The 16,200-nt window shown below is 43.4% G+C and carries 17 protein-coding genes and 1 pseudogene; 14 read left to right on the top strand and 4 right to left on the bottom strand.

Features of this window, described 5'->3' with window-relative positions; translation table 11 throughout:
• The first annotated feature begins 4 nt into the window (after positions 1 to 4).
• Positions 5 to 1,123, top strand: a complete 1,119-nt coding sequence (locus O3620_RS00620; RefSeq protein WP_002919268.1) for a glycerate kinase — start codon at positions 5 to 7, stop codon at positions 1,121 to 1,123.
• Here the strand turns inward: O3620_RS00620 and O3620_RS00615 are convergent.
• Both O3620_RS00615 and O3620_RS00610 read right to left on the bottom strand, forming a co-directional pair.
• Positions 1,120 to 1,458, bottom strand: a complete 339-nt coding sequence (locus tag O3620_RS00615) for a nuclear transport factor 2 family protein (RefSeq protein ID WP_002919267.1) — start codon at positions 1,456 to 1,458, stop codon at positions 1,120 to 1,122. The genes O3620_RS00620 and O3620_RS00615 overlap by 4 nt on opposite strands.
• Position 1,459: 1 nt before the next feature.
• Positions 1,460 to 1,909, bottom strand: coding sequence for a YueI family protein (locus O3620_RS00610; protein ID WP_002915485.1), 450 nt, complete (start codon positions 1,907 to 1,909; stop codon positions 1,460 to 1,462).
• A 208-nt stretch (positions 1,910 to 2,117) separates the two neighbouring features.
• Here O3620_RS00610 and eno point away from each other — a divergent pair, with 208 nt between their 5' ends.
• Together eno and mgtE are read left to right on the top strand one after the other, a co-directional pair.
• Complete coding sequence (gene eno / locus O3620_RS00605) at positions 2,118 to 3,422, top strand: surface-displayed alpha-enolase (protein ID WP_002897814.1); 1,305 nt, start codon at positions 2,118 to 2,120, stop codon at positions 3,420 to 3,422.
• Between the two features lie 351 nt (positions 3,423 to 3,773).
• On the top strand, positions 3,774 to 5,114 hold the full coding sequence (gene mgtE / locus O3620_RS00600) for a magnesium transporter (RefSeq protein WP_002904249.1): 1,341 nt from the start codon (positions 3,774 to 3,776) through the stop codon (positions 5,112 to 5,114).
• A 48-nt stretch (positions 5,115 to 5,162) separates the two neighbouring features.
• Here the strand turns inward: mgtE and O3620_RS00595 are convergent, their stop codons facing one another.
• Together O3620_RS00595 and O3620_RS00590 are read right to left on the bottom strand one after the other, a co-directional pair.
• The gene (locus O3620_RS00595) at positions 5,163 to 5,348 is read right to left on the bottom strand and encodes a hypothetical protein (RefSeq protein ID WP_002895857.1); all 186 of its coding nucleotides are present in this window, start codon (positions 5,346 to 5,348) and stop codon (positions 5,163 to 5,165) included.
• A 68-nt stretch (positions 5,349 to 5,416) separates the two neighbouring features.
• The gene (locus O3620_RS00590; RefSeq protein ID WP_002919266.1) at positions 5,417 to 6,427 is read right to left on the bottom strand and encodes a lactonase family protein; all 1,011 of its coding nucleotides are present in this window, start codon (positions 6,425 to 6,427) and stop codon (positions 5,417 to 5,419) included.
• Between the two features lie 78 nt (positions 6,428 to 6,505).
• Here O3620_RS00590 and O3620_RS00585 point away from each other — a divergent pair.
• The 11 genes and pseudogenes from O3620_RS00585 (at position 6,506) to O3620_RS00535 (ending at position 16,168) form a co-directional block, all read left to right on the top strand.
• A pseudogene (locus tag O3620_RS00585) lies at positions 6,506 to 6,674 on the top strand (preprotein translocase).
• Positions 6,671 to 6,943, top strand: coding sequence for a hypothetical protein (locus O3620_RS00580; RefSeq protein ID WP_002895853.1), 273 nt, complete (start codon positions 6,671 to 6,673; stop codon positions 6,941 to 6,943). Before O3620_RS00585 ends, O3620_RS00580 begins: the two are co-directional and overlap by 4 nt.
• 28 nt (positions 6,944 to 6,971) lie before the next feature.
• On the top strand, positions 6,972 to 8,237 hold the full coding sequence (locus O3620_RS00575) for an efflux RND transporter periplasmic adaptor subunit (RefSeq protein WP_002919264.1): 1,266 nt from the start codon (positions 6,972 to 6,974) through the stop codon (positions 8,235 to 8,237).
• Positions 8,224 to 8,898 carry an ABC transporter ATP-binding protein gene (locus O3620_RS00570; RefSeq protein ID WP_002895848.1) on the top strand — a complete coding sequence of 225 codons (675 nt, stop codon included), beginning with the start codon at positions 8,224 to 8,226 and terminating at the stop codon, positions 8,896 to 8,898. The genes O3620_RS00575 and O3620_RS00570 overlap by 14 nt, the downstream gene beginning before the upstream one ends.
• Before the next feature lie 12 nt (positions 8,899 to 8,910).
• Positions 8,911 to 10,128 carry an ABC transporter permease gene (locus O3620_RS00565; RefSeq protein WP_002897806.1) on the top strand — a complete coding sequence of 406 codons (1,218 nt, stop codon included), beginning with the start codon at positions 8,911 to 8,913 and terminating at the stop codon, positions 10,126 to 10,128.
• Positions 10,129 to 10,149: 21 nt separating this feature from the next.
• Complete coding sequence (locus O3620_RS00560; RefSeq protein ID WP_002897805.1) at positions 10,150 to 10,806, top strand: response regulator transcription factor; 657 nt, start codon at positions 10,150 to 10,152, stop codon at positions 10,804 to 10,806.
• On the top strand, positions 10,803 to 12,176 hold the full coding sequence (locus O3620_RS00555; protein WP_002919263.1) for a cell wall metabolism sensor histidine kinase WalK: 1,374 nt from the start codon (positions 10,803 to 10,805) through the stop codon (positions 12,174 to 12,176). Before O3620_RS00560 ends, O3620_RS00555 begins: the two co-directional genes overlap by 4 nt.
• A gap of 170 nt (positions 12,177 to 12,346) precedes the next feature.
• Positions 12,347 to 13,525, top strand: coding sequence for an AI-2E family transporter (locus O3620_RS00550; RefSeq protein WP_002906828.1), 1,179 nt, complete (start codon positions 12,347 to 12,349; stop codon positions 13,523 to 13,525).
• Complete coding sequence (locus O3620_RS00545) at positions 13,512 to 14,741, top strand: tetratricopeptide repeat protein (protein WP_080558656.1); 1,230 nt, start codon at positions 13,512 to 13,514, stop codon at positions 14,739 to 14,741. The genes O3620_RS00550 and O3620_RS00545 overlap by 14 nt, the downstream gene beginning before the upstream one ends.
• 141 nt (positions 14,742 to 14,882) lie before the next feature.
• The gene (gene budA / locus O3620_RS00540; protein ID WP_002919260.1) at positions 14,883 to 15,602 is read left to right on the top strand and encodes an acetolactate decarboxylase; all 720 of its coding nucleotides are present in this window, start codon (positions 14,883 to 14,885) and stop codon (positions 15,600 to 15,602) included.
• Between the two features lie 74 nt (positions 15,603 to 15,676).
• Positions 15,677 to 16,168, top strand: a complete 492-nt coding sequence (locus tag O3620_RS00535; RefSeq protein WP_002919258.1) for a flavodoxin family protein — start codon at positions 15,677 to 15,679, stop codon at positions 16,166 to 16,168.
• The last annotated feature ends 32 nt before the right edge of the window (positions 16,169 to 16,200 follow it).

The raw sequence follows: 16,200 nt of genomic DNA, 5'->3' as shown, positions 1-16,200 counted from the left end.
TAATATGCATATTCTAATTGCACCGGATTCTTTCAAGGAAAGTTTGTCAGCGGCTCAGGTTGCTCAAGCTCTGCAGACAGGATTTTCTCAGGTCTTGCCAGATGCCAGTTTTGACTTGCTGCCGGTTGGTGACGGGGGCGAGGGGACAATGGCTGCGCTGACAGCAGCCTTGGGCTGGGCTGTATTTCATCACACTGTGACCGGACCCTTTGGCCAGCCGGTAAAAATGCCTTACGCTAGAAATGGTCAGCAAGCGCTTTTTGAAATGGCTGATTTGGTCGGACTTGCCTCTATTCCTCAGGAAAAACGAAATCCCTTGGCCATAGAGACCAAAGGATTGGGAGAATTAATTTTGCGCCTGGCTGAAGACGGTGTCAGAAAGATTTTAGTTGGTGTTGGAGGTTCGGCCAGCAATGACGGTGGAATTGGACTTGCAGCGGGCCTAGGATATGAATTTTTCGATGCGGATAATCATAGACTGCGCCCAATTGGATCGTCTTTGGGAAAGGTCGCTCGAATATCAGCAGAGCAGGTTCCTGCTTTCTTGAAAGAAGTTGAGATTGAGATTTTGACGGATGTTGACAATCCTCTCTGCGGAGAGCGCGGTGCGACAACTGTTTTCGGAGGTCAGAAAGGTCTATCTCCCTTATTATTTTCTCAAGTGGATCAAGCTATGGCTGATTTCTATCAGCTGGTCGATCCTCAGGTGATTGATATGGATGGAACTGGAGCCGGAGGGGGAATGGCAGCAGGACTGGTTGCTTTTGCTGGAGGAACAATCGTTTCGGGTATTGAAACCTGTCTAGATTTACTGGATTTTGATGACAGAGTCAAAAAAGCGGACTTGGTCGTAGTGGGCGAAGGACGGATGGACCGTCAGTCTTTGGCGGGCAAGGCACCGATTGGGGTCGCAAGACGAACACCAGAAGGCATCCCTGTACTGGCGATTTGCGGCAGTCTGGCAGATGATTTACCGGATTTCCCAGTTGAGAATATCCAGGCAGCTTTTCCGATTATTGCGCGAGCAGATAGTTTAGATAGGATGCTAGAGCAGGCGGAGCAAAATTTGATTCGCACAGCCAGAAATATTGGCAATGTACTAAAAATGAAAAAAAGCGGTTAGTCCGCTTTTTTTAGTAGGTATTCAATTTCTTTGACTATCATTCCCTTTTCAAAGAAGAAGATGTCACAAGACAGGTCACCAAAGTCATTTTCTAAAATGGTCACAATCCGATTCTGGTCGGGACTAAGCTGATAATAAGTACAACGAAACTGAACGGGGTTGTTATGGTAGACTTTTTGAATATTAGTCAAGTAGTCTGCTTTACCTTTGATGATTTCGATTGTGTCACCCTCTAATTCCCAGCTAACATGATCAGAAAGAAAGGTCTGATAGGTTTGCCAATCACGCTGGTTTTCAGCTTCAAAAAAGGCAAAAAGTTTTTCTAAATTTGTCATTTTATCCAAACCATTTTTTCCAGAGGGAGCGCTTTTCTTTTGCTGGTTTTTCTGCTGGCTGAAGGAGATTAGCAAACTGTTGGCTCATGTCCTTATCATCTACTTGGACCAGATGGTCGCTATGGACAATTAGGCCAAAAGGAGAAGAATGGTAATCGCTAGAGACAATAGTTGCCTCGCAGCCCAGCTCCTTGGAGGTTTTTAGATAAAAGATTTGATTGCCTGACTCGACTTCTGGGGAAATTTTGACAATTACAGGTTGGCAGTTTTTCATGATGCTACTGATCATTTCCTTGAAATGACTGCGAATGAGGGTCTCGTTGGCTTGCTCAATAGAGCAGGAGGCCAGCACTCGCTCCTCAAAAGTCCCTAAAAATCTACGCTGTTCATCAGGGTTGAGCTTGACTCCGCCCTGGGCTTTTTCCATGATTACTTTATTAATATCAGTCATAATAAAATTGTACCATAAAAGGAGAAATTCTAAAAGCTCGAATGTCTGTTCTGATTTGCTGGAAAAGCATTTATATAGTAAATTTGGAATCGTTTTCTTGTGCAAAATTTCTCAAATTTGCTTAGATTCTCTATTTTTCCTTGAAAAAAAAGCGTTTTTGAGGTATCATAGACTAGTAAATAATTTTAAATAATAAGGAGAGTAAGAAATGTCAATTATTACTGATGTTTACGCTCGCGAAGTCCTAGACTCACGCGGTAACCCAACACTTGAAGTAGAAGTTTATACTGAATCAGGTGCTTTCGGACGTGGTATGGTTCCTTCAGGAGCTTCTACAGGTGAGCACGAAGCAGTTGAACTTCGTGATGGCGACAAATCTCGTTACGGTGGTCTTGGTACACAAAAAGCAGTTGATAATGTAAACAACGTTATCGCTGAAGCTATTATCGGTTACGATGTTCGTGACCAACAAGCCATTGACCGTGCAATGATCGCTTTGGACGGTACTCCTAACAAAGGTAAATTGGGTGCGAACGCAATCCTTGGTGTGTCTATCGCTGTAGCTCGTGCTGCTGCTGATTACCTTGAAGTGCCACTTTACAGCTACCTTGGCGGATTCAACACTAAAGTTCTTCCAACTCCAATGATGAACATCATCAACGGTGGATCTCACTCAGATGCTCCAATTGCATTCCAAGAGTTCATGATTTTGCCAGTTGGTGCTCCAACATTCAAAGAAGCTCTTCGTTACGGTGCTGAAATCTTCCACGCTCTTAAGAAAATCCTTAAATCTCGTGGTTTGGAAACTGCCGTTGGTGATGAAGGTGGATTCGCTCCTCGCTTTGAAGGAACTGAAGATGGTGTAGAAACTATCATCGCTGCTATCGAAGCTGCTGGCTATGTTCCAGGTAAAGATGTATTTATCGGATTTGACTGTGCATCATCAGAATTCTACGATAAAGAACGTAAAGTATACGACTACACTAAATTTGAAGGTGAAGGCGCTGCTGTTCGTACATCTGCAGAACAAATCGACTACCTTGAAGAGTTGGTTAACAAATACCCAATCATCACTATCGAAGATGGTATGGATGAAAATGACTGGGATGGTTGGAAAGCTCTTACTGAACGTCTTGGTAAGAAAGTACAACTTGTTGGTGATGACTTCTTCGTAACAAACACTGACTATCTTGCTCGTGGTATCAAAGAAGGTGCTGCTAACTCAATCCTTATCAAAGTTAACCAAATCGGTACTCTTACTGAAACTTTTGAAGCGATTGAAATGGCTAAAGAAGCTGGTTACACTGCAGTTGTATCACACCGTTCAGGTGAAACTGAAGATTCAACAATCGCTGACATCGCAGTTGCAACTAATGCAGGTCAAATCAAGACTGGTTCACTTTCACGTACAGACCGTATTGCTAAATACAACCAATTGCTTCGTATCGAAGATCAACTTGGTGAAGTTGCTCAATACAAAGGTCTTCAAGCTTTCTATAACTTGAAAAAATAATCTAACAACCTTTAAGAGGAGCTAGGACTTAGTCCTAGCTTTTTTGATGTGTAAAGATGTAACAATGGATATTTTTTGATTTAGGAACCACCCTAATTGATGAGAGGGAGATTTATCATCTTTTCCGAGAAAATTGCCTAGAAGTACTGTGTGGGTCTGGTCATGCTCTTTCCCTTGAAAAATTAGAGGACAAGATGACAGTTTTTCTTTCGGAAAATATAATCAAGTAATCCCTGCGTTTCCTTGTGACTACATACTTGAAAAAGTGAGTGATTTATTGAAGATTTTATAGCTTTCTTGTATCAAAATCAGTCTTTTATGGTATACTAGCAAAGTGGAAGGAGGAGTACAATGGAAGAATTATTAAATCAGGTCTTACTATCACAGGATAGTGAAGTTTTCAATCAGATATTCGACGATTACTATCCCATTGATATTGCTCTTTCTTTGGAGGCCTTGGAGGATGAGGAAGGGAATCTTCTCAAAACCTTTACAGAAATGGCTAGTGATGATCAATTGGTAGAGATTTTAAAAGAAGCCGAGCCGGAGTTGCAACGACAGATTATCCAATCGATTTCTTTCAAACGTACCAGCACTCTTTTTCATCTTATGCCAGATGATGATGTGGTAGATATTTTGGGTTACTTGAGTGTGGACTTGCGTAAGCAATACTTAAGTATGATGAAAAATACCAGTCAAGAGAATTTGAAAGCTATGTTGGCTTACGATCCTCAGACAGCTGGTGGTCTGATGACGACAGAATTCATTACCTTAAATGAAAATCTGACCGTCTCAGCAACTCTCAATAAATTGAGGGAGATTTCGCCCAATACGGAAGTTATTGATACCTTATTTATTAGAAATGTGCATCATTCGCTAGTTGGCTGGATTGATATCCGTGATTTGTTTATTCATGATGCGGAGATGAAACTCAGTGAATTTATGAATACTCAGATAGTGAGTGTAACGCCAGAGGTTGACCAAGAGGAAGTGGCACAGCTTTCTGCCAAATATAATTTATCTGTCGTACCGGTCGTCAATCATCGGCAGGTATTGCTAGGAATCATCACAATTGATGATATCGTCGATGTTTTGCAAGAAGAGTATCAAGAAGATATCTTGCGGATGGGTGGTGTCCAAGAAAGTGAAGAAATTGGAGGACCTTTCAAAGAATCACTCAAGAAACGCTTACCTTGGTTGATGATTAACCTAGTGACAGCCTTCCTAGCTTCTGCGACAGTAGCACTTTTTGATGATACGATTTCAAAAGTTGTAGCATTGGCAGCGATTAGTCCTATTATCACGGGAATGGGAGGAAATTCTGCCTCTCAGACACTTGCTTTGGTTATACAGGGAATTGCCTTGGGGAAACTGGATCTGAAAGAAGATCAGAATTTAGTATTCAAAGAAATCGTGCTAGCTTTAGTTAATGGTTTCTTTACTGGCTTGATTGCAGCTATTGTCATGTTTGTCTTCTATCAAAATTTCTATCTGTCTGTTATTGTGGTATTGGCTATGATGATCAATCTAGCATGTGGTGCTCTATTTGGTTACTTTGTACCGTTGATTATCAAGACCCTGCATCAGGATCCGGCTCTAGCCTCGACCATTTTCATTACCACAGCAACAGATGTGTTAGGTTATCTAGCTTTTCTAGGCTTAGCACAAATTTTCTTACCATTGATTTTATAAAAAAGAATAAAAAACGCTTGATTTTTCAAGCGTTTTTGTTATGTTTACTTAGAACAAACCTTTAATTTTATCAATTGCGCCGCTGGCCATTTCATTTCCAGCTACTAATTTTTTGGCTTGATCTAGGTATTCACCGAGTTTGTCTTTGTTTTCTTCGATAAACTTTTTGGCGCCATCAAAGTCTTTCTTTTCAATCATTTCTTTTACTTGGTTAAATAAATCTACTGGATTCATAGTTGTTGCTCCTTAGTAATTTTTTATACTATTTAATCAAATTTTTAATAGAAAGACAAGAATTCTGCTTATTTAAAAGTCACACAAACAGCTTCGGGAACGTAGAAATCGTGGGAGATTTCTGTTAATTTTCCACTCTCTGCATCGCGTTTGAAGATGGTTGCATTGTCTGAGTCTTGATGGACAGCAATGATATGGTTTTGATCTGGTGTGATGTTGAAATCCCGCGGATTTTGACCATTGGTAGGTGCAATCTGGATTAAGTCCAAACTGCCGTCGGCTAAGATTTTGTAAACGGCAAGAGAGTCATGACCGCGGTTGGAACCGTAGAGGAACTTGCCATCAGCAGACAGACGGATAGCAGCTGTTCCGTTTGCACCTTCAAAGTCCTCTGGCAAGGTGGAGACGGTTTGCAGGTGTTCAAAATGGCCGACTCCATCGTAAATCAGGACTTCAATAGTAGAATTAAGCTCACAGATTAAATAGGCGATTTTATAATGATGGTGGAAAACGATATGGCGGGCACCAGCTCCAGCGGCACACTTGTAGGTATCCAGAGGAGCGATCTTTCCATCTTCAGTAACATCATAAGTGGTGACTTCATCAGTTCCCAAGTCGCAGGTAATCAGGTATTGATCTGGTGTAAGGTCAGCATAGTGGACATGAGCAGACGCTTGGTTAGCATGTGGTCCTTGACCTTGATGGCTTGCTGAGTCAGCCAGTTCCAGTTTGCCATCAGCTAGGCGTCTGTAGACCAAGACTTGTCCCTTATGATAATTGGCACCGTAAACCAAGTCGCGTTCTTCGTCAACTGCCACATAGCAGAGCGGAGCTCCTTCTTCAACGACATGGTTGAGGAGCTGACCTGCCTGGTCAAAGGCTGCAATCCCCCCCTGTCCGTCCTTTGCTCCAACAGAATAGAGATGCCCAGCCTTATCAAAGGCTAGGTAGGTTGGACTGGGCTCTTCAGCAAGCAAGGTCAAGTTTTCTAAAGTTCCTTTGTTAGAATTAAAATCTGCTTTGTAAATTCCCTTGGAATCTCTGCGAGTATAGGTTCCAAAGTAAACCGTTTGTGTCATGACATTACCTCTTATATATTTAGATTACTTGCTACTATTATATCATAAAAGCAGAAGATAGGGCTTAGAGCAGAGGATTTGCCTGATTTTCAACAGAAAAGTATTGTTTTTGAAAAAATAGATAAAAAACAGATAGTGGGTAGGAAGGGGATAGATGGCTTTGTTAGAATAGAATTGTTCAAAAAAACAATTACTGTCAGGAAACAACAAACTTCCTGCTTGCTAAAACAAAGGAGAAATCAAATGAACGTTAAAAAAATTGCTATGCTAGTTGCTCTTATCGGAATGTCAGGATTCTTTTTAGCCGCGTGCGGAAATAAAGAAGCAGATAATTCAGAAATTAAGGATGGGAAACAGGTGGACTTCCAGAAGGATGCTGTTGACAAGAAGACCAAGACAGTCGATGGCAAAGAAGTGACAGAATATACAATGCCTGATGGAAATGTTATCCAAATCCCAGCAGATGGTGAGGAAATCCCAGAAGATGGATCAGGATCTAGCTCAGAAGCTGAATAAAGATTAAAACATGTAGGTTGGAGGCAATATGTTTCGAAGAAAAAAAATGAATCGTAAGACCATTCTATTGGGCAGCACGGTCATTCTCGCTTGTGCTGGGCTGGGAGGCTATCTGTATTTTAGACAGATCAATCAACAACAGGCCATGAAAATGGTAGATAAGACGATTGATTCGCTGACAGTCCAAGAAGCTGTCAATAACAGCAAAAAAACAAGCCTGGTTTTATCTGGGGAAGTAGTTGCCAACAATAGCAGTAAGGTCAAGATTGACCCGTCTAAAGGGGAAGTCAAGGAAGTATTTGTCAAAAATGGTGATACCGTTACACAAGGACAGCCGCTCTTTTCCTATGCGACAGAGCAGCAATTGACAGCCCAGTCGGCTCAATATGATGCCCAGTCCAAAGCTAATGGCATTACAGCCGCTCAAAACAGCGCTGCGATTAAATGGGAAACCTATAATCGCAAGTTGGCCAGCTTAAACTCACTCAAGGACAAATACAATTCCAGTCAGGATGAGTCATTGCTGGAGCAGATTAAGTCTGCTGAAGACGAGCTGGCTCAGGCACTGAGCGATGCTAAGACTGCGGATAGTGAAGTGACGACAGCTCAGATTGAGGCTGAAAAGGCTCAGGTGACAGCTCAGACTGAATCAGACCGGATGAAGTATGATACTGTGACTGCCGATACAGCAGGAACAATTACCTCTATGAATGAAGATTTGCCTAATCAGTCCAAGGCCAAAAAAGAAGAAGAAAACTTTATTGAGATTATGGACAAGTCCAAAACTCTGGTCAAAGGTACTGTCAGTGAATTTGACCGTGAGAAGCTGAGTGTCGGCCAGAAAGTGGAAGTGGTGGATCGCAAGGATCCTAAGAAACGCTGGAGTGGTACGGTAACTCAGGTCGGCAGTCTGACTGCAGAAAATACTTCCAATAATAATGGTGGGAATAAGCAACAGGAAAATCCCAACCAAGGTAAGTATCCTTATACAGTTGAGCTGGATCAGGGTGGTGAAATGCCGCTGGTGGGCTCCCATTCCTATGTTAATATCGTGGAGAATGCTCCTGAGGCAGGAAAGGTAGTTGTCAATAAGGCTTATACTTTCAATAAAAATGGCAAGACCTATGTCTGGAAGGTAGAGGGCAAGACTCTGAAAATGCATGAAGTCAAGACCAAGAAAGTTTCTGACCGTTTGGTAGAGATTACAGAAGGTCTGACTATGCAGGATACCATTTCAACACCGAGAGCAGGTATGGAAGAAGGGATGGAGGTAGGACAGCATGTTAAAGCTTAAGGACATCCACAAATCTTATCAGCAGGGCAGTCAGGAATTTCCAATTTTAAAAGGAATTGATCTGCATGTGAAAGAGGGGGATTTTCTAGCTATCATGGGACCGTCTGGATCTGGTAAGTCCACTCTGATGAACATTATCGGCTGTCTGGATAAGGCAAGTTCAGGGACTTATCATATTGAAGGGACCGATGTGTCTGAGCTGTCTGACAATCAGCTGTCCGATCTGCGTAATCAGAAGATTGGCTTTGTTTTTCAAAATTTTAATCTCATGCCCAAGCTGACGGCTTGTCAAAATGTGGAACTGCCTCTGACTTACATGAAAATTCCTAAAAAAGAGAGACGGGAGCGGGCTCTGGAAATGCTGCGGTTGGTCGGTCTGGAAGAAAGAAGTGATTTCAAACCTATGGAGCTGTCCGGTGGTCAGAAGCAGAGGGTAGCCATTGCACGAGCCTTGGTAACCAATCCCAGCTTCATCCTTGGGGACGAACCAACGGGGGCCCTGGATACCAAGACCAGTGTGCAGATTATGGATCTTTTCAAGCAGTTTAATGATGAGGGCAAGACCATTGTCATCATTACCCATGAGCCGGAAGTAGCCCAACTCTGCAAGCAGACGGTTATCCTGCGGGACGGTAATATAGAGAGCAAAGCGATAGGATAGAAAGGAAGCTGTATGGAAGATATTTTTGTAGCTCTGAATTCAATCTTGTCGCATAAAATGCGCTCTATGCTGACCATGTTGGGGATTATCATCGGGATAGGCGCTATCATCGCTATCTTTTCTATCATTGAGGGAAATACGGAAAATACCAAGCGTCAGCTCATCGGCGGCAACAATAACACAATCAAGGTCGTTTATGACAAGAAAAGCGCCATCGATCCAACCATTCCAGAGAAATCTCAAGCTCAGAAGCCTTCTTATATTCCCTTTATGGGAGAGGATGTGCTGAGCAAGATTAAGGAAATCTCTGGGGTCAAGAATGCTCTGCTGACCTATGGTACAGATGAGAAGATTTACTACCTGAGCCAAAAGTCATCTGGGAAGATTCAGGCTGTTTCGCAGACAGCCGCTGACATCAAGCAGCAACGTCTGCTAGAAGGTGAAGGATTTGACTCAGAAGCCTTTAAAAATCAAGAGCAGGTGACCTATCTGGAAAAGTCCCTTTATGACAGTCTTTTTCCAAAGGGTGATGGTATCGGCAAATATGTTGAAGTCTTAGGCAATCCCTTTAAGGTCATTGGCGTGTTTGAGTCGACTGAGCAGAGTGGTTTAACAGCTGGTGCGGAAAAGGTGGCCTATATTCCCCTGCAGCAGTGGCATCGGATTTTTGATACCATTAATGTCAGTCCAGAAGTGACTGTCCAAACCCATAAGGCCGATGATTTGAAGAAGGTGGCCAAGAAGGTCAGTGATTATCTCAATCAGCAAATGCCACCGTCAGACTATATGTTTGGTGTGCTCAACCTGCAGGAATTTGAACGGCAGCTGGACAATCTCAACAAGTCTAACTTCGTCTTGCTAGCAGGTATTGCCAGTATCTCCCTCCTAGTCGGAGGTATCGGTGTTATGAATATCATGCTAGTTTCAGTGACAGAGCGGACTCGTGAAATCGGGATTAAAAAGGCCCTGGGAGCTCGGCGGAAGATTATTCTCAAGCAGTTCCTGATTGAGGCAGTTATCCTGACTCTGATGGGAGGGATTATTGGCGTGGTGGCTGGTATCGCCTCGGGCTTTGCCATCACCCAGTCTCTAGCCTATCCGTATATTTTATCCCTCTTTTCTGTCTTTGTAAGTTTGCTCTTTTGTTGTATAATAGGAGTAGTATTTGGGCTCCTGCCAGCTGTGAAAGCATCCAAGTTGGATCCAATCGAAGCCCTGAGATTTGAATAGGTAAAGGAGAAAGATCTAAGTATGCACAAGATTCTAGTGGTGGAAGATGATACGACGATTAATCAAGTGATTTGCGAGTTTTTAAAGGAAAGTCAGTATGAGGTAAGGCCAGTCTTTGACGGAGGCGATGCTTTGCAGGCTTTTGAAGAAGAGCCCTTTGATCTGGTCATCTTAGATATGATGTTGCCAACCAAGAGCGGACTGGAAGTACTGAAGGAAATCCGCAAGACTTCTCAGATTCCGGTCATGATTTTGACAGCACTGGATGACGAGTATACACAGCTGGTCAGCTTTAACCATCTCATCAGTGATTATGTAACCAAGCCTTTTTCACCGCTAATCTTGGTCAAACGGATTGAGAATATTCTGCGCAGAAATACGGTTGCTTCAGAGATTGCTGTTGGCGACCTGACGGTTTCTATTGATGACTGCACGGTTTACTGGCAGGGTGAGAAGATGCCTCTGACCAAGAAAGAATATGAAATCTTGCAGACTCTGGCTAAGAGGAAAGGCCATTTGGTGACCCGAGATCAGCTGATGAATACCATTTGGGGCTACAGCGAGCTGGATAGTCGGGTACTGGATAATCATATCAAGAATATCCGCAAAAAGATTCCTGGTGTGCCGCTGAAAACCATTACAGGTATGGGCTACCAGCTTGGAGGAGAAGACAAGTGAAAATTGTCAAAAAGAACTTTCTCTTGACCTCGTCCATCATTTTCGTGGTAGTGACTATCGTTCTAGCCAGTCTTTACTTTGCCATGCCGGTGTATTATCAGCAGGTTAAGAGTGGAGAAGCTAAGAGAGAATTTGACCAAGTTTCCAAGCAAGTCAAAGGAAAGTCCAGTCAGCAAATCGGCGAGCTCTTGAGCGATTATAGTAAAAAGAGCAATCTGATTTGGTTTACCTTGCTGGCCAAAGACAATACGATTCTCTATCCTTCACTCGAAGCTGGCGATGAAAGCTCTTTGCAGTTGACCATCGTTCCAACGATTGCCAACAGCGACTATGAGAGCAAGAGTTTATCAGAAAGCTTTCGAACTTCAGATGGTAAAGAAGTTGTCCTGAGAGGGGAATATTCCTTACAGCCGGTTTCTGATGCTAGTCGGATTTTGCTCAATCTCTATCCATTTGTCTTGATCATATCTCTGAGTCTAGGCGGTCTGGCTGCCTATCTCTACAGCCGGACTTCCAGTCAGCGGATTAAAGCCATCTCTAAGAGCACCCGTCAAATGACGAGTCTGGCTCCAGATGTGACCTGTCAGGTCAAGGGTCGGGATGAGATTGCTGAGTTGGCCCAAGACATCAATCATCTTTATGCTAATCTACTGACCAGTATCGAGGCTCTGCGCCTAGAAAATGAAAAGGTAGCAGAAAGCGAGCGGGAAAAAGCTGAGTTTCTGCGGATGACATCGCATGAGCTCAAGACACCCATTACCAGCATGATGGGGATGGTTGATGGCATGATTTATGGTGTTGGAGAGTTCAAGGATCGCGACAAGTACTTGCAGAAGTGCCGAGAAATCCTAGAGGAGCAGTCGGAGTTAGTCCAGTCTATCTTAGCCATTTCTAAACTGGAGATGAAGACTGAAACTGAACAGGAAGTCTTTTCACTCAAGCAGGTCTTGGAGGAAAATCTGAGTACCTATCGAGTTTTAGCAGATGTCAGACACTACCATTTTCAGGTGGAACTGGCAGAAGTATCGGTCAAAGGAAATAGGACCTACCTGCTCAAGGCTATCAAGAATCTTCTGGACAATGCCTTTCATTATACAGTAGAAGGCGGACAGATTCTACTCAGGCTGGAAGAGCGTAAGCTAGTCATCGAAAATGAGGCAGAACGAGTCTTAAACAAAGACCAAATCCAGCAGATTTTTCAGCCTTTCTACCGGCCAGACTACAGTCGCAATCGTAAGGATGGTGGAACTGGTCTGGGACTCTTTATCGTTCAGCAGATTTTGGAAAAGCATGGTCTGCGATATCAGTTTGAAGCCGTTGATGGACGGAAGATGCGCTTTAGCATTTCTCTGCCGGTTGTCGAGAAATAGCCTTGCATTCTAGCTGGCCCTGCTGAAGCAGAAGAGAGAAGTCAGAAGCTGTATTTTGTGAAAAATACAAGTCTTCTGGCACCTCTCTTTTTTTGCTTTTCCCTATAGCTGAGCTGAGAATTTTTCTTTGAAAAATGTTACAATGAAATGACGAGTTAAAGGAGGAGAATATGGAGCACAAAGAAAAAGATTTTAGCCTATCTTGGTTTTTTAAATGGTTTTTGGATAACAAGGCCATTACAGTATTTCTAGTAACCCTTTTGATGGGACTGAATATTTTTATACTTAGTAAAATCAGTTTTATTTTTAGCCCAGTCATTGAGTTTTTGGGAGTAATCATGCTGCCGGTTATTTTAGCTGGTCTGCTTTATTATCTGTTAAATCCGATTGTTGACTGGATGGAAAAGCATAAGATTAATAGACTGGTTGCTATTACTATTGTCTTTGTTTTAATTGCTTTTTTGATTATCTGGGGCTTGGCTGTTGCTATTCCTAGCTTGCAGCATCAGGTCATGGCCTTTGTCAGAAATGTTCCAGCTTATCTGAAGCAGGCTGACAAGTTCATCGATGATGTCGTAACTAAGTATATTTCGGCAGATTTTAAGCCGCAGATTGAGGAATATACTAGCAATCTGTCAAGCCAGATTACAGATTGGGCCAGCAATTTTTCATCGCGGGCAGTTAATTGGGCAGGGAACTTGATTAGTACAACTTCGCAGATTGTCGTGGCTATTATCATCATGCCGTTTATCCTTTTTTACCTGCTGAGAGATGGAAAAAATCTGAAAGGCTATGTGACCCAGTTTCTGCCAACTAAATTCCGCGCTTCCTTTGGTCAAGTGATGACGGATATCAACAGCCAGCTGGCCAACTATGTGCGCGGTCAGGTGACGGTCGCTATCATTGTAGCTCTGATGTTTATTGTTTTCTTCAAGATTATTGGCCTGCGCTATGGTGTCACTCTTGGAGTAATTGCGGGCGTTCTCAATCTGGTGCCTTATCTGGGCAGTTTTTTGGCTATGCTTCCGGCTCTGGCAATCGGTTTGATTGCTGGCGGTCCAGTGATGCTGGCTAAAGTTATTGTCGTTTTCATCGTTGAGCAGACAATCGAGGGGCGTTTTGTTTCTCCTTTGGTCTTGGGCAGTCAGCTCAGTATTCATCCAATTACGATTTTATTCGTATTATTGACTTCTGGTACCATGTTTGGGATTTGGGGCGTTTTCCTGGGAATTCCCGCCTATGCTTCAGCCAAGGTTGCCATTGCGGCCATCTTTAAGTGGTATCAGAAAGTAAGTGGCCTCTATGAAGCCGATTTTGAACAAGAAGGAGAAATCAGTGAGCAAGAGTGAGCAAATGTTGGCAGCTTTACAGGAGCAGGACCTAGCTCTGGCTGACCGCTATTTCGAGCAAGCCCTGACTACAGACAGCGAAGAAGAATTATTGGATTTGGCCGATTACTTAGAGAGTATCGGCTTTTTCCCTCAGGCCAAGCGTATTTTTGAAAAGTTGGCCCCTGACTATCCAGCTTCTTATATCAGTCTGGCAGCTATTGCCAGTGACGATGGGGACTTGGAGCAGGCTTTTGCCTATCTGGAGGAGATTCAGCCAAGCAGTGACTGGTATGTCGCTGCTCTCTTGGCTAAGGCTGACCTCTATCAGCTAGAGGGGCTTCCTGATGTGGCTCGTGAAAAATTAGCTCAGGCAGCAGAGCTGACTGATGAGGCTTTAGTAACCTTTGGTCTGGCTGAGATAGATTTGGAGTTGGGGGATTTTTCTCAGGCGATTAAGGAATATGCCCAGCTAGACAATCGCTCAATCTTTGAACAGACAGGCGTCTCAACCTATCAGCGGATTGGGGTCTGCTATGCCAGTCTTGGAAAATTTGCAGCGGCTATTGAGTTTTTGGAGAAAGCTGTTGAGCTGGAGTATGACGATGCTGCGGTTTATGAGCTGGCAACTATATTAGCAGACCAGGAAGAATATCAGAAAGCTAATCTTTATTTCAAGCAGCTGGATACTCTGTCGCCGGATTTTGAAGGCTACGAGTATGGCTATGCCCTATCTCTTCATGGAGAGCATCGGACGGCTGAAGCTCTGACGCTCGCCCAGCAGGGCTTGGCTAAGAATCCTTTTGAGACTCGGCTCTTGCTCCTAGCCTCACAGCTTTCTTATGAACTTCATGATGAGAAAGCGGCTGAACATTATCTCTTGCAGGCTCAGGAAGATGCGGATGATATGGAAGAGATTGCCTTGCGACTGACTACTCTTTACTTGGAGCAGGAGCGCTATGAGGATATTTTAGAATTTGCAGGGCAAGAAGTCGATAATGCCTTGACCCGCTGGAATCTGGCGCGTGCTTATCAGGCCTTGGAAAATCTGGAAAAAGCAGAGGAACTCTATAATCAACTGGCTCGTGAACTGCAAGATAATCCAGAGTTTCTAGAGCAGTATGTCTATCTTTTGCGAGAACTAGGCAGATTCGAAGAAGCTAAAAGGGCTGCAGTTTCTTACTTGAGACTAGTACCTGATGATGCTAGTATGCAGGAACTTTATGAAAGCCTATAAGAGCACTCGCTCAGCCCTTTCCCGCGATTTATGGTATAATGATTGGCGGTAGAAATTCAGTAAGCACATGTAATAAGGATGAATAAAGCTTAGCTGGATAGGCGATAATATTTTTAAGAAGAGAAAGATTAAGGAAAAAGAATGGCAGAACCAATCAAATTATTTCAATATAATACTTTGGGAGCTTTGATGGCTGGTCTTTACGACGGTAGTATGACTGTTGGGGAGCTGCTGCAGTATGGAGATTTGGGTTTGGGAACGTTGGACTCTATTGATGGTGAGCTCATTATTCTCGATGGTAAGGCTTATCAGGCAAAGGGATCTGGAGAAGTGCCAGAAGTCGTTGAGGTGTCACCGGATATGACAGTGCCTTATGCGGCAGTGGTTCCCCATCAGGCGGAGGTCATTTTCCGTCAGCGCTTTGAGATGGATGACAAGGAGCTGGAGAAGAGAATTGAGTCTTACTATGATGGGGAAAATCTTTTCCGCTCTATCAAGATTCATGGCGATTTCGCCCGCATGCACGTCCGGATGATTCCCAAGTCTACAACGGAGCGGAAGTTTGCAGAAGTAGCGGTTAATCAGCCTGAGTATCGTAAGGAAAATGTCACAGGTACCATCGTCGGTATCTGGACGCCAGAGATTTTCCACGGGGTCAGTCTGGCAGGCTATCATCTGCATTTTGTATCGGATGATCTGACTTTTGGCGGACATGTTATGGACTTTGTCATCAGGGAAGGTGTCGTCGAGTTGGGTGCTGTAGACCAGCTGGATCAGCGTTTCCCGGTACAAGATCGCAAGTATCTCTTTGCTAAGTTTAATATGGATGAGATGAAAGAAGATATGGAAAAGTCGGAATAAATAGCAGGGGCTAGCATTGTTTGCTGCCTCTTTTTTTGATATAATTGGAAAAAGAATAGAGGAGAAGTGAAGCTATGATTTATTTGGTAAACGCCAGCCCAAATAGGAATGGCAATAGTTTTAAGCTGGGGCACTTTTTTCTGCGAGATAGAGATTATGAGGCTCTTCAATTAGTAGACTACCATATTGAGCAATATGGCCAGTCGGCAGAAAACGATCAGTTCTTTCAAGTCTATGAGCAGCTGAGCCAAGCCGATGTTTTGGTGTTTACCAGTCCTATTTATTGGTGGTCTTTTTCAGGCTTGCTAAAAACTCTGTTGGACCGAGTGGCTGATGTGCATGAGCCGCAGGAAGCACTTAAGGGCAAAAAGGTATTCTTGCTCTTGCAAGGTTCTCAGCCTAGCAAAGAAATTGAAATGCTGGACTACGTCATGAACCGCTTTTGCCGGAACTGCGGACTCAAATATGAGGGGCTGGCAGTGACCAATCATAAGCTAAAAGAAATCGAAGGTTGGGAATTAGCAGCCTTGCAGGAAAAGTTAGATAAGGTTTTATCAGAAGGTTAAAAGTGAGAAGATTCGTTTGCGGATCTTCTTTT

Source organism: Streptococcus sp. 27098_8_134 (assembly GCF_041431675.1).
In the GTDB taxonomy this organism is placed as follows: domain Bacteria; phylum Bacillota; class Bacilli; order Lactobacillales; family Streptococcaceae; genus Streptococcus; species Streptococcus sanguinis_R.
This window is presented reverse-complemented; position numbering and strand designations above follow the sequence as displayed.